Annotated in this window: 20 protein-coding genes; 14 read left to right on the forward strand and 6 right to left on the reverse strand. The window is 35.6% G+C overall.

The genetic code is table 11. The features are described from left to right. Nucleotides 1-164 precede the first annotated feature (164 nt). The gene (locus HEQ36_RS00950; RefSeq protein WP_053540225.1) at nt 165-962 is read left to right on the forward strand and encodes a sulfite exporter TauE/SafE family protein; all 798 of its coding nucleotides are present in this window, start codon (nt 165-167) and stop codon (nt 960-962) included. 23 nt (nt 963-985) lie between these two features. Here the strand turns inward: HEQ36_RS00950 and HEQ36_RS00955 are convergent, their stop codons facing one another. Continuing rightward, nucleotides 986-1,633 (reverse strand): cadmium resistance transporter, encoded by a 648-nt coding sequence (locus HEQ36_RS00955; RefSeq protein ID WP_168634972.1) that lies wholly within the window; start codon nt 1,631-1,633, stop codon nt 986-988. 135 nt (nt 1,634-1,768) lie between these two features. Between HEQ36_RS00955 and HEQ36_RS00960 the strand changes: the two genes are divergently transcribed. Together HEQ36_RS00960 and HEQ36_RS00965 are read left to right on the forward strand one after the other, a co-directional pair. Beyond that, nucleotides 1,769-3,490, forward strand: a complete 1,722-nt coding sequence (locus HEQ36_RS00960; protein WP_053538855.1) for an IS1634 family transposase — start codon at nt 1,769-1,771, stop codon at nt 3,488-3,490. A 232-nt stretch (nt 3,491-3,722) separates the two neighbouring features. Beyond that, a complete protein-coding gene (locus HEQ36_RS00965; RefSeq protein WP_168634973.1) occupies nt 3,723-4,430 on the forward strand; it encodes a cadmium resistance transporter in 708 nt (235 codons plus the stop codon). Between the two features lie 4 nt (nt 4,431-4,434). Here the strand turns inward: HEQ36_RS00965 and cysK are convergent, their stop codons facing one another. Together cysK and HEQ36_RS00975 are read right to left on the reverse strand one after the other, a co-directional pair. Beyond that, complete coding sequence (gene cysK, locus HEQ36_RS00970) at nt 4,435-5,397, reverse strand: cysteine synthase A (RefSeq protein WP_053540227.1); 963 nt, start codon at nt 5,395-5,397, stop codon at nt 4,435-4,437. An 18-nt stretch (nt 5,398-5,415) separates the two neighbouring features. Next, nucleotides 5,416-5,898 carry an Rrf2 family transcriptional regulator gene (locus tag HEQ36_RS00975; RefSeq protein ID WP_168634974.1) on the reverse strand — a complete coding sequence of 161 codons (483 nt, stop codon included), beginning with the start codon at nt 5,896-5,898 and terminating at the stop codon, nt 5,416-5,418. Nucleotides 5,899-6,130: 232 nt separating this feature from the next. Here HEQ36_RS00975 and HEQ36_RS00980 point away from each other — a divergent pair, with 232 nt between their 5' ends. Continuing rightward, the gene (locus HEQ36_RS00980; protein WP_168634975.1) at nt 6,131-6,718 is read left to right on the forward strand and encodes a Crp/Fnr family transcriptional regulator; all 588 of its coding nucleotides are present in this window, start codon (nt 6,131-6,133) and stop codon (nt 6,716-6,718) included. Between the two features lie 47 nt (nt 6,719-6,765). On the opposite strand, the gene HEQ36_RS00985 is transcribed toward HEQ36_RS00980, so the two are convergent. Genes HEQ36_RS00985 through HEQ36_RS00995 form a run of 3 tightly spaced genes read right to left on the reverse strand, consistent with a single transcriptional unit; the run spans nt 6,766 to nt 7,914 of the window. Beyond that, nucleotides 6,766-7,056, reverse strand: a complete 291-nt coding sequence (locus HEQ36_RS00985) for a DNA cytosine methyltransferase (RefSeq protein ID WP_168634976.1) — start codon at nt 7,054-7,056, stop codon at nt 6,766-6,768. After that, the gene (locus HEQ36_RS00990; RefSeq protein WP_205748391.1) at nt 7,056-7,709 is read right to left on the reverse strand and encodes an HNH endonuclease signature motif containing protein; all 654 of its coding nucleotides are present in this window, start codon (nt 7,707-7,709) and stop codon (nt 7,056-7,058) included. The genes HEQ36_RS00985 and HEQ36_RS00990 overlap by 1 nt, the downstream gene beginning before the upstream one ends. After that, nucleotides 7,693-7,914 (reverse strand): DNA cytosine methyltransferase, encoded by a 222-nt coding sequence (locus HEQ36_RS00995; RefSeq protein WP_168634977.1) that lies wholly within the window; start codon nt 7,912-7,914, stop codon nt 7,693-7,695. Before HEQ36_RS00995 ends, HEQ36_RS00990 begins: the two co-directional genes overlap by 17 nt. A gap of 55 nt (nt 7,915-7,969) precedes the next feature. Here HEQ36_RS00995 and HEQ36_RS01000 point away from each other — a divergent pair, with 55 nt between their 5' ends. From HEQ36_RS01000 to HEQ36_RS01045, 10 genes are all read left to right on the forward strand, one after another. Then, nucleotides 7,970-8,173: a hypothetical protein gene (locus HEQ36_RS01000; protein WP_233455373.1), complete on the forward strand. Its 204-nt coding sequence runs from the start codon at nt 7,970-7,972 to the stop codon at nt 8,171-8,173. A 104-nt stretch (nt 8,174-8,277) separates the two neighbouring features. After that, nucleotides 8,278-8,640, forward strand: a complete 363-nt coding sequence (locus HEQ36_RS01005; RefSeq protein WP_168634979.1) for a hypothetical protein — start codon at nt 8,278-8,280, stop codon at nt 8,638-8,640. Between the two features lie 173 nt (nt 8,641-8,813). Beyond that, nucleotides 8,814-9,035 carry a hypothetical protein gene (locus tag HEQ36_RS01010; protein ID WP_168634705.1) on the forward strand — a complete coding sequence of 74 codons (222 nt, stop codon included), beginning with the start codon at nt 8,814-8,816 and terminating at the stop codon, nt 9,033-9,035. Between the two features lie 62 nt (nt 9,036-9,097). Next, nucleotides 9,098-9,484: a DUF4326 domain-containing protein gene (locus HEQ36_RS01015; RefSeq protein ID WP_168634980.1), complete on the forward strand. Its 387-nt coding sequence runs from the start codon at nt 9,098-9,100 to the stop codon at nt 9,482-9,484. A gap of 167 nt (nt 9,485-9,651) precedes the next feature. Beyond that, nucleotides 9,652-10,059: a hypothetical protein gene (locus HEQ36_RS01020; protein WP_233455374.1), complete on the forward strand. Its 408-nt coding sequence runs from the start codon at nt 9,652-9,654 to the stop codon at nt 10,057-10,059. A gap of 80 nt (nt 10,060-10,139) precedes the next feature. Continuing rightward, nucleotides 10,140-10,433, forward strand: a complete 294-nt coding sequence (locus tag HEQ36_RS01025; protein ID WP_015080860.1) for a hypothetical protein — start codon at nt 10,140-10,142, stop codon at nt 10,431-10,433. A gap of 124 nt (nt 10,434-10,557) precedes the next feature. Further along, the gene (locus tag HEQ36_RS01030; RefSeq protein WP_168634981.1) at nt 10,558-11,151 is read left to right on the forward strand and encodes an alpha-ketoglutarate-dependent dioxygenase AlkB; all 594 of its coding nucleotides are present in this window, start codon (nt 10,558-10,560) and stop codon (nt 11,149-11,151) included. A 122-nt stretch (nt 11,152-11,273) separates the two neighbouring features. Then, nucleotides 11,274-11,726, forward strand: coding sequence for a hypothetical protein (locus HEQ36_RS01035; RefSeq protein ID WP_168634982.1), 453 nt, complete (start codon nt 11,274-11,276; stop codon nt 11,724-11,726). A gap of 98 nt (nt 11,727-11,824) precedes the next feature. Beyond that, complete coding sequence (locus HEQ36_RS01040) at nt 11,825-12,412, forward strand: SLOG family protein (RefSeq protein ID WP_168634983.1); 588 nt, start codon at nt 11,825-11,827, stop codon at nt 12,410-12,412. Between the two features lie 80 nt (nt 12,413-12,492). Next, the gene (locus tag HEQ36_RS01045; RefSeq protein ID WP_168634984.1) at nt 12,493-12,693 is read left to right on the forward strand and encodes a hypothetical protein; all 201 of its coding nucleotides are present in this window, start codon (nt 12,493-12,495) and stop codon (nt 12,691-12,693) included. Nucleotides 12,694-12,773: the final 80 nt, after the last annotated feature.

The following is a 12,773-nucleotide window of genomic DNA, read 5'->3' on the forward strand; positions in this document are numbered from 1 at the left end:
CACTTAGGCTAAAAAATTACCCTTCAGGAGTAATAAAAGTCTATTTACAAGATTTATAAAAAGTCATTCTGAACAAACTTAGACAGCGATTTTTTGTATTCATAAAATTGAGTCTATTCAAGCTTATCTTCTTCATTTCTCAACAACCTTACACTCATACCAGTATGGACTATTTATTACTACCAGCTTTCAGCTTTTTTATTGGCATCATTGTGGGTTTAACAGGAATAGGTGGTGCATCTTTGATCACTCCTATGTTGATTTTTGTGTTTCAAGTACCACCTTCTGTTGCTATTAGTTCTGATGTGGTTGCAGCCACATTAATGAAAGTAGTCGGTGGAGTAAAACACTGGCAACAAAAAACCCTTGATCTAGAAATAGTTAAATGGCTGTCAATGGGTAGCGTTTCTGGTTCGCTGTTGGGAGTAAGAGTTTTACATCAACTCAGACAAAGTGGAGAACATAATCTAGATAGCCTCTTACTGCGGTTACTAGGAGTCATGATTTTGATAGTTACATTTACAGCATTAATCCAAATGTTGTTGATGACATTTTTTCCCAAAATCAACTTACCCGAATTGCCAAAATTAAATTTAAAAACCAATCAAGGACGTTTTCTAACTTTACTCATTGGCGCAATTTTAGGCTTTTCTGTGGGAATGACAAGTGTTTCATCAGGCTCTATGTTTGCCTTAGCTATCATAGCTTTTTTCCGATTAGATGCCCGAAAATTGGTGGGTACAGATATTACTCAAGCCGCCATTTTACTAATATTTACATCCCTGGGACATCTAACTTTAGGAACTGTTGATTGGAGTTTAGTAATCCCTATTTGGATAGGTTCTGTTCCCGGAGTTCTTATTGGTGCTAAACTTTGTGAGATTACCCCTCAACGTCCACTAAGATTTATTATCTATAGCATTTTAATGATGGTAAGTTGGAAATTAGTTTCACAGGCATGATTATCTATACCTCCATCAGCTTTTTAATTTACCTGTCCAAATAATAGGTTAAATGTCCCTCGTTCATACATAATAAATAGCCCCAAACCAATTAATACAAAAGGGACAATAGCCTGTCCATAGCGACTTAAAATATAACTAATGTTAGCTTGACGGTTTAATAAATAAGCGATAGCACACCAAACCCCTACCATACCAAAAAATACCGCTAAAATTATTCCTAACCCAACAATATCTTGACCTGCAAATAGGGGTATGTAAATACTAATATTATCACCCCCATTAGCAACTGTCACAGCTGCAACTTTATAAGTATTTGGATGTAAAATACTTGATAAAAAAGAAGATTGAGGGCTATTCTGTTCAATATTCACCGTCTGCACTTCTGTACTTTCTGCTTCACGATTTACTAATTGCTTAATCCCAATTGCAATTGGTAATATTCCTAATAATCCAATCCATTCTCGCTGGATGACTAAGCCACCAAAAAAACCTGGTAAGCTGAGGATAATAATAGCTGTAAAGCCAAGATATTGACCGATAAAAATATGTCTACGCCGAAAATTTCGATCTATTTGCGAAAAAAATAAGAGCAGAATCATGATATCGTCAATATTAGTGGCAGCAAAGGCAATTATGCCTTCTGTAAAAGCAGTAGCAAACTTGTTCATGGTAAAATTCAAAAATATACTATTTATTAACTCCCGGTTCGCCCATTTTTTAGGGAGTTAGGAAAAATGTGCAGATAAAAGTATAATCAGAGACAGGTTATACAAAATAAGCTAAGTAAGTATATGTTCGACGTTATGGCAACTGAATCCATAATTACAAACGAACGAGTAGATGACATACCCGTACTACTCACACAGATAGAACGGATGGGTGTACAAAAGCTAATAGATAAAAACTTCCCCACCCATGGAAATTGGCGAGGACAAAGCTTGGGGAATGTAGCAGTGATCTGGTTAACACATATCTTATCGCAAGCAGACCACCGTTTAAATCAAGTTCAAGCCTGGGCTGGTAAACGGTTAGAAACATTGAAAAAATTGATTGGTGAAAGCTTAAACGAACTTGACCTAACCGATGACCGATTAGAAGCAGTATTGCGTTACCTTAACTGTGACGAGAACTGGTATGCGTTTGAGGAAGAACTGGGAAGTAATTTGTTGCAAGTGTATGATATCAAACCAGAACGGGTAAGACTGGATAGTACAACAGCTTCAAGTTATTGCGGGGTGAATACTGAAGGGCTATTTCAATGGGGTCATAGCAAAGACCATCGTCCAGATTTGGCACAAGTCAAAATCATGCTATCAACATTAGACCCATTAGGAATGCCAATAGCAACAGAAATATTATCGGGAGAAAAAGCAGATGACCCTTTATATATCCCCGCAATTGAGAGAGTCCGTTCGACGCTAAAACAGCCAGGATTACTGTATATTGGGGACTGTAAAATGGCATCAATGGGGACAAGAATCCATATTGTATCAGGGGGAGATTTTTATCTATGTCCTTTAAATGCCAAGCAAACACCGACAGAAAAATTAAGAGAATATCTGCAACCAGTTTGGGATGAAAAACAAGAATTGACAACTATCAATTATGATTATGCAGATGGAAAAACGAGAGAGATTGCTGAAGGATTTGAACTAAAATTGCTCCAAAAAGAAAAGATTAACGAGCAAGAAATATCTTGGGAAGAGCGACAATTAGTAGTCCGTTCTTATGCCATTGCCCAGACAGAGGAAAAATATCTACGTGAACGCATACAGAAAACCGTTCATGCTCTTGAACAACTAAAAATCCCCAAACGCGGCAAGAAAAAGCTGACATCATTTCCAGAGTGGGAGTTATCTGTAGCTGAGATTCTCAAGCGTTATCGGACTGGGGGATTATTTGAAATTGATATTCAAACTCAGCGAGTTGAAAAAGTTAAAAGACAATATGGCGAACGTCAATCTCAAATAATAGAAGAAGTTTCCTTTAATTTAGATTTTAAAATTAATGAAGACGCGGTAAAACAACAAGTTCAACTGTTAGGCTGGCGAGTTTATGTCACTAATGAAACTGAAGCTAACCTGAGTTTGAAACAAGCAGTTCGTGCTTATAGAGATGAGTATTTGACAGAACGAGGATTTGCTCGACTTAAAGGCTTTCCTCTTTCTTTAACTCCAATTTATTTACAACGTGAAGACCATATTACTGGTTTGATCCGACTACTTTCAATTGGTTTGCGAGTTTTGACTCTTTTAGAGTTTCAGGTTCGTCGCCATCTTGACAAAAATCAAGAAAAATTGGCTGGACTTTATGCTGGTAATCCTCAGCGTAAAACGGCACGTCCTACTGCTGAAATGCTTCTTGTTGCATTTAAAGAAATCACATTGATATTAATTGAGGTTAACAATGAAGTCTACACTCATTTAACTACTCTTTCCCCTTTACAGCAGCGTATTCTTGTTTTACTTGGGTTTCCCCCTACTATTTATACTCAGCTTAGTGGTCAATCTTTTACTCCTGAGTAGAATTCTTCTAACTCTCGCAAAAATGGGCGAACCGGGAGTATTAAGATAGCAATATTTGGATCACTAAATTTAATCTCATAAGTTTCAGGTTCAATTAAAAAAATGTAGGTTGGGTTAAGCGACAGCGCAATCCAACAAAATACCAGGAATATTAGAGATATCGGAAATGTTGGGTTTCCTTCCGTCAACCCAACCTACATGATTTAAGTAATCACTATTGAAATTATCTAAAATGAATAATTTATTGACAGCAATTATTACCGGGGTAGTTGCTTTCATAGCAACTAATATTGATGATATTTTGATTCTGTTGGTATTTTTTTCGCAAGTAAATAAAAATTTTCGCCCTTGGCAAATTGTTGTTGGTCAATATTTAGGTTTTACTATTCTCGTCATCTTCAGTTTACCTGGATTATTTGGTGGACTGATTCTGCCTCAATCATGGATTGGTTTACTAGGCTTAATTCCTATTGCTATTGGTATCAGTAGTTTAGTGAATAAAGAAACTGAACAATTAGCTGATATGACAGAGGAGATAACATCATCTTTTTTAAATCCACAAATTTACACTGTGGCAGCGATAACGGTGGCTAATGGTAGTGATAATATTAGCATTTATATACCGTTATTTTCTAGCATTCAATTAGAGGGGTTTTTAATAATTATCAGTTTATTTTTTCTCCTGTTAGGCATTTGGTGTTATGCAGCATATCAGTTAACCCATCAGCATAAAATAGCTGATTTTTTGACCAAGTATGGTAATTATCTTGTGCCATTTGTGCTGATGGGTTTAGGAGTAGTCATTATATGGAAAAGTAAAGCGTTAAGTCCGTTAAAACTCCTTGGTAGTTGTATTTGTTTATTGTTTTTGGTGAAGAGAAATGATATTAACCAAGATAAAGGAGAAGAGGAAATAATTGTTTCTATCACCAATGATTAAATTTTCAAAGTTTAGTTAACCATTCATTCTCATTGGTATCTTGAAATAATACGGTACTCAAATAGCGTTCACCAAAGCTAGGCTGCACCATAACTATCAATTTATTGGCATTTTCTGGGCGTTTAGCTAGTTGCAATGCCGCATATAAAGCCGCACCAGCAGAAATTCCTGATAACAGTCCTTCTTCTTTCGCTAACCGCCGACTGTAGATAATCGCTTGATCATCTGAGACTTGAATGACTTCATCTATCAGTTCTGAACGATAAACAGCGGGAATAAATCCGGGGCCAATACCTTGAATTTTGTGTGGACCTGGTTTTCCGCCTGCTAATACTGGACTATTAACTGGTTCAACTGCAACTGCTTGAAAGCTGGGTTTGCGTTGTTTAATTACTTCGGAAACACCCGTAATTGTTCCCCCAGTTCCTACTCCTGACACAAGGATGTCAACTTCTCCATCTGTATCATGCCAAATTTCTTCAGCGGTGGTGCGAGCGTGAATTTGGGGGTTAGCAGGATTGCTGAATTGTTGCAACATATAAGCATTGGGGGTGATAGCAACTATTTCTGTCGCTTTAGCGATCGCTCCCCGCATTCCCTCTACCCCCGGTGTTAACTCTAATTGCGCCCCATAAGCTCTTAGCATGAGTCTTCTTTCCTGACTCATAGTATCTGGCATCGTCAAAATCAAACGGTAGCCTTTAGCGGCTGCAACCATAGCTAAAGCAATGCCTGTATTCCCAGAAGTTGGCTCAACTAAAGTTGTTTTACCAGGAATAATTAAGCCTTGTTCCTCTGCTGCTTGAATCATGCTCACGCCAATTCTGTCTTTCACAGAAGCCGCAGGATTCATACTTTCTAGTTTGACAACAATCTGCGCCAATGCTCCTAAACTTTGAGGAATTTTGTTTAACTGTACTAAGGGTGTTTTGCCCACTAACTCGGTGATATTTTTGGCTATTCGCATTGCTATACCTCTTGATAACTAAATGTAATACATGGGATTATTTTGGGCGCGAGTCTCTCTTTCTTGACACAAATCTTGGAGTGTATAGCTACGCAAAACCTCAATTGCAGCCGCATTAGCTTTTTCCCAGATTTCCAGAACCAAAGTTTTTTCTATCGTCGGAGTCTCAGAGCTTTCTTTGTCTTTCCGTTCACCTTCTACCAAGGTGACAATTTCTAGCAAAGTAATTTGCCAAGGCTCACGCATTAACAAGAAACCGCCTTTTGAGCCACGTTGACTGTGGACTAAACCCGCACGCCGCACTTGAGTGAGAATCTGTTCCAGATAGCGTTCTGGTATGGGTTGCTTGGCGGCAATCTCACTCATAGTCAAAGGAACTTTTTTATCGTGATGGCTGGCTAGTTCTAACAGTGCTAGGAGCGCGTATTCCACTTTTGCAGAAAGATCCAGAAGAGCGTAGTTTTGACTATTCAAATCTGTATTCAGAATACTACTGTACATTGATAGATTTATCGGCTGTTAACCGCAATTATTTTACTTTTGAGTGTTAGATGTGATAGTACCACACCTACAATAAGTAAAATACCATAACTCTATCGGATTTAGGGTGATTGTATGCAAGATTCTCAAAATTGCTGAATATTTTCGGGAAAATATCTCAATACAATACTTTTTAAATCAAGAATAATGTATACTACGGTTACTACATCGGAAATTAGTAATATATACGCTGATGTCATTATACACAGGTTTAACTCAATCATCTACTAACAATACTCCAAAGATTTTCACCAGGCGATCGCTATTGCCCGTTAAAAAAAATGCTGTGTGGCAAATAGAAAGCGGTTTTGTGATGACATACACTTATCTAGAAGACGGTACAACAGTAGCTTTGGGATTATGGGGTCCGGGAGATGTGGTTGGTGAAGTTCTCTCGAAAATAAAACTCTATCGGATGGAATGTTTAACCACAGTAGAAGCCACTGTTTTACCTGTGGATGATTGGCATCAACTCACAGAAACTTTGCTGTATCACATTCAACAAGCGGAAGAATTAATGGTGATTCGCAGCCATAAAAAAGTAGAGACTATGCTGATTCAACTATTAGGATGGTTATCCAAAAAATTTGGCTCAGAAGTAGAACAAGGGCGTTTAATTGATATGCGTCTAACTCATGAAGATTTAGCAGCACTGATCAGTTCTACTCGTGTAACTATCACTCGTCTGCTGGGACAATTGGAACAGGAGGGATTGATTGATAGACTTCCCCTGCATCGAATTATCGTGAGACAAGAGGATATTTGGTATTACGAAATTTAATTTGGAAAATACCAAAAAATAACTCTGCGAAGGAGGTAATCGCCCATTCATAGACTTGCTAAAAATTTTACTCTCATCAAAGCATTTGATGTATTTGTACAAGGAAATCCCCCAACAACAATTAAAGGAAAACCGAGTTTCTTAGGTGTTGGAGGATGATAAGTTAAAATGTCATTCCATATAGGAACATTCAAGAAATGGGATTGCAACACTTTTTGAGCAATAGGATTTATTTCTACAAATTGAAGGGTTTGATATTGTTCACCAAAAACCCATTTAGCAGCAAGTTCAAATGCCCCAATTCCAGAAAATAAACTAATTGCTTTAAAAGTTTGCATTAATCAACGTACTCCCATTTACTATTGTCAGCATTACAGCCTTTATTGATTGATTGGCGAATAGTCGCGCCTGAAATCCCAATTTTCTGAGATGCGATTTTCACGGATTCATAAACTTCTCCGGTATCGAGCCTTCTAACAGGTTTAGGTTGATGATGATGTTTTGTGTGTTCCTCGCAAGTCATTATTTGAAGATTTTCTATCCTATTATCTAATTTATCATGGTTAATATGATGAACGTCAAAACCGCAAGGAATTTTATCGTTGTGGTACTCCCAAATATCTCTATGTAAAAGTGATCTCGGTTGAGTTGTTTTAATATAATAACCATGAGTTTTTAGTGTGTATTTTTCACCATTAAACATAACAGATGGAAGTCTTTTTTGAGTTCTAAGTTTATACCCATGAGATTTTAGAAGATTATGAACAGAAGTTCTTGTTGAATTGCATTTTTCAGCTACTTCTTGTAAACTAAGCCCTTGTTGATACAACTCCCAATAATCTGCTGCAACGTCTGGTTTTGCATTAAAATGTTGAGGATTTTTGCAAGGATCATAAAGTTCTCTGGGCTTTCCTGGTTTTCTTGCCATATTTAAAAAACTAAAATCTTCAAAACCCAAGGGCGGTAGCACCAAATCATATGAAATAGACATCTATATTTTGCGGTGGTGTGTAAGTTTTAATATCAGAGTGAATAGGAATTAGTGGATAGTGTGAACGCAATACTTGTTGAGCAGAAGGAAGAATCTCTACAAATTGGTAAGTTGTGAAAACCTGATAACCATAAATTTGTTCAAGAATTTTAGCAGCTAATTCCCACGCACCAATTCCAGCGAAGTAATCAATACAGGTAATCATAACAAAATTATTTCTGTGCTACCGCCTTTAGAGTTTGCTGTTGTTGTTTAAAGCCATGAAATTAGTTAAAGCAGTTGAACCACCAATGGACAGTAATATGTTGAAGATGCTTGAAAATGATGTCGCAGAAATCTTGGAGAAAATCAGAAACTTATCCGCAAAATATCCTAGTGATTCTCTTGAACAGTCTGCAATTTCTATCCAGCTAGAATTAGAGAGCTTTGTGTATACCGCTAAGAAACAAGCCATTCTAAGATAACTTGAAATGGCTCGATAGCTAGGATACTTAGAATTAAAAAAATGGGAATAGTTAGAGGCTATTCCCTGTTATTTAGGGTGTTTTAGTAATAATAGAATTATATCATGAACAGAATCAATTTTGCAGGAATTGAAGGTGAAGTTAAAAGTGTTTCACCTCATGGAAATTATACAGTAGTTAAGTTGAGCGATCGCATTACAATTGTCGGAACTTTCAGTAATCGCTTTCACTGGGAGGAGTCGCCTGATTCTGATTCTGGATTCAAGAGTTTTATCACCTATATCGGGTTAAAATCCTATTCAGAATATCAAAACTTTGCTGAATGGGTTGCATTGAATAATGGGTATTTTGAAGGTGACGACGGAACTCCAAGAGAAGCCAAGCGTGTTAAACATCCTAGCTTTCCATTGGAGATAAAAGTTAGAGGTTTAATAGCTGAGTCAGTTTTTGAATTAGTGCAGATGTAATAACAAAACAAGTTGGTGTTATTGATTTTTTCGTAACACCAACTAAAAACATGATTTTTCTTTGCTACTGCTTTTAGTTTGTGATTTGTTTAGAAGTGAGAAACAATGAGTTTGTAATTGTTTGCCAAACAACGAAATTCTGAATAATTTAGTTTAGACAAGAGGTGAATCAAATGTATATTGAAGCATCAGAAGCTTGGTGTTTTGCTGAAGAATTGTCAAATAAAATCATTAATGGTGTTTGGAGTGATGTTGTTAAAAAGCTCAAACAATTAAACCCCATGCAGTCAATTTATGTATTTGATTTGATAGTTAAGAATAAAATGCTTAATCAATCAAATATTGACAGTCTTGTAAGCGTAATTTCTAATCATCTAAATGATAAAGATGAATAGATAATGTAACACTACTGCTAGTTAATTCTGGCAGTGATTGAATTAATAAAATAAAATGAATTATGATTAAAGTAATCAATGGTAAACGTGATGGTTTTATCGGTCAAGATAAAATTTATATTGGTAGAGCTAATAAGTTTTATGACTTACAAGAAAGTCCTTTACATAATCCATTTAAACTTAGCAGCGAGAAAGAAAGATTTGAAAGTTGTAAAATGTTCGATAAATATTTGTACGACAAAGTTAAACTTTGGATGAATGAGGGAATACTTGATGAAACAACAATCGCTCTCAGGGATATATGCTTTAAAGTTCTTGAGGGTGTAAATGTAATCTTAACTTGTTGGTGTAGTCCTTTGCAATGTCATGGGGATGGAATTATTAGGTGTGTGAATTGGATAATTCAGCAAGATTGGTTTAAACAGGCGTATAGCGAGTATTATAAGTGATTTTATTTTGGTAGCATTTGCAAATTATTGTGAGTGCTACTAGGAATTTTATTGAATATTTATTTCAGCATTTTATTGAATATGGACGCTACCGCGAAGAGATTTTGGGAGTCAATTGATTCCTTTTCTTTTTTTCTTTCATTTTATTTTCTTTTAGGAGTTTCATCATGGCTATTAAATTTGTCACAAAATCTCAACAAGAAGTTCAAGTTATTGAAAAGCAACGTTTAACTTTATTGGATGCTATTCGAGTTATGAGTTGGGAACAGCATAAGCTTGATAATCCTAATTATAAACGTGGCTTAGAAGGTTATAATACAGAATTTGGTGATGAATGGAAAATAGATCCAATTCACGATAAATCTTTAGATGAATTAATTGAATTTATCCAAGATTTAGGTTTTACCGTTGATGAGTTGTTAAGTGTTAGATCAGAACATTATTCTGAGAAGAAACTAATTCAAGAACGAGTAGCAGCTAAGAAAGCTAGAGAGTTTGGTTATGAAACTAGTCAAACGAATGGCTTTAAAGAAAGTGAAGATGGAGATGATGAATATGGGTATCCTCCATACTAAATATTTGATTGATTGATTTGATAGCTTCTAATCTCTATATGAGGTTAGAAGCTTTTTTTAATTACAACTGGAGGAAAATAATGGTCAAGTTCGTAAGAAAATTTAAACAACAGCCGATTGATAGAAAACCTGGAGAAACACCAGTTCAAGCAGCATTCAGAAAATTAGCAGAAAATACTAAATATTTCAACGAAGTAATCAAACCACATCTAGAACAATTAGTATCATGTTATCCCGATAAATACATATTTTTGTATTATCACGATAAATGTATGATTTTTGATGGTAATTATTACGTTAAAAACAGAGAATTTAGAAGCATTTCTGACAATGAAATCTATGACAAAATTGGTCAGATTCTAGCAACAATATAAATTCTGATGTTTAATAGCTCTGATTCCTATAGGAATTGGGGCTTTTTTTTAATGAATTACTAAATTCTTTACGATATTGCAGCTACCGCTAAGAGAATTTAGTTTATTTTTTTAGGACATCTTTATGCTACATCTACAACAATATCTTTCCGAATCTCAACAACAAGAAATTTTACAACATTGTAGAGAAATTGGTAAAAAATCCCCTCTTTTCAGTCCGACAATGAAAAATGGCTCTCCCTTTAATTATCAAATGACCAATTGTGGTAAAGTTGGCTGGATTTCTGACCAAAATGGTTATCGGTATGATGAGAAACATCCTGTAACTAATAAACCTTGGCAGCCAATTCCAGGAGTTATCAGAAATTTAGCTAAATCTCTAGCAGCAGAAGTTGGAGATTATAACTATAAACCTGAGACTTGTTTGATTAATTATTATACTCAGAGTAGTAAATTAGGACTTCATCAAGATAACACTGAAGTTAATCAAAAATCACCAATTATTAGTATTAGTTTAGGTGATGATGGAATCTTTCTCATAGGTGGTAAACGTAGAAAAGATCCTACCAAAGAGATTATCTTGAAAAGTGGCGATATCTTGATTTTACATGGCGAATCTAGGATGTTTTATCATGGCATTAAAGGCATAATTCATGGTACATCTAATCTTCTCAAATCTGGAGGAAGATTAAATTTGACTATCAGACAAGTTTATTGAGCATTTGGTATTAGCGATCGCTTTCTTGATTGGAGGCGATCACTATTTTTTTCATGATTTTTATTGCTATAACGCTACCGCGAAGAGAATTTGTTTTTAATGTTTTACCAAGGTTTAAACAAATGTTTTACCAGCATCCAGAAATCAAAGGTTCTATCCGTAATCTTCGTCAGTATTATCGTGAATCAGCGGGAATGAATGTGTTTTCTTATGACATATATCTCAATGATAAGCTAGTTTTGAGTGAAGATTTTGATTTTTCTTCTCAATCTCGTCAGGAAGCTTTAAATTCAGCGATCGCTAGAGGTAATAGAATCAGACAAGATGAATTAATCAAGCATGAATTAGCTGCTGTAGGCAATAACCTTTATGTCAAATGGTGTACGGATTTGACAAAATATGGGAAAAGTATTGGTTTAACAGGCTTTTATAGCGTATTTGAAAAGGGTAGACAATATTGTATTTATAACACTCAAAACCTTGATGAAGCTCTTGAAAAGTTGAATGAATTAAAAGCAAGAAATCACAATGATTTACGTCGGTATAGGCAAATCCGCGAGGAAATAGATTTTTAATTAATTGGAATCCTAGCTTTCATCATGAAGATTAGGATTTATTTCATTTTTTTCTGTGCTACCGCCTTTTGGTTGTGGTCTTTAGTAGTAGTTTCATAATGAAATATATTGCTCAAACAATTGAAGCTCATGGTGTATCTGTTGAAGAAACCAGATATGAGCCAGAATACCCAGAACTATATTCTCAGAAAATTGCTTGCTTTACAGGTCATAGAAAAATCCCTGATATCACCAAACAAATCAACATAGCAATTGACTTAGCTTTAGACATGGGGATAAATCATTTCTTTCTTGGTATGGCTTTAGGTTCAGATCAATTAGCTGCAAAGGTTTTAATGAGTAGGAACTTACCTTGGACGGCTGTAATCCCTTGCGCTAATCAATCAGAATTGTGGAGTTTGCAGCACAGGAAAGAAAGCGATCGCCTTCTCAGATATGCAGAAAATCAAGTAATTCTCAGACCCAACTATACCGCAGATTGTATGCACATCAGAAATAGATACATGATTGATCATTCTGATTTGTGTATTGCAATTTATGACGGAAGATTTACAGGTGGAGCTTTCAAAACTTATTGCATGGCAGTTAAGAAGTTGATGCCTGTGATTAAAGTGCATCCAAAAACGAAAGAAGTCTCAATTTATCAACCACCAAAACCAAATCATACTCAATTCAGTTTGTTTTAATCATTTCTAATTTTAACACTCCTAATTCTATTCACAACAGAGTTAGGGGTTTTGTTATGCAAATCCATCAGGAAAAATAAATGCTCAAATCAGCAAAACTCACAACCACTACAGGCTATACATGGAAAACCTCAATCAGTGCAACGGCATCTTATGAATCAACGATTGAGTATTTTCTAGGAAAATATTTCGATGTGGGAACTTACCCGATTGAAAACCTAGAAAAAGTTGTGAAAGTTGAGATTTTTGACGGTAAAACAACGGTGGTATCTGAACTTTAATATCTTCGTTTGCCATAGGCATCCTGCTTTATTTTTTCAGTGCTACCGCTTAGTGGTTGTGTTCATGATTGTATTATCTG

It is taken from the genome of Anabaena sp. 54 (assembly GCF_017355725.1).
Classification (GTDB): Bacteria; Cyanobacteriota; Cyanobacteriia; order Cyanobacteriales; family Nostocaceae; genus Dolichospermum; species Dolichospermum heterosporum.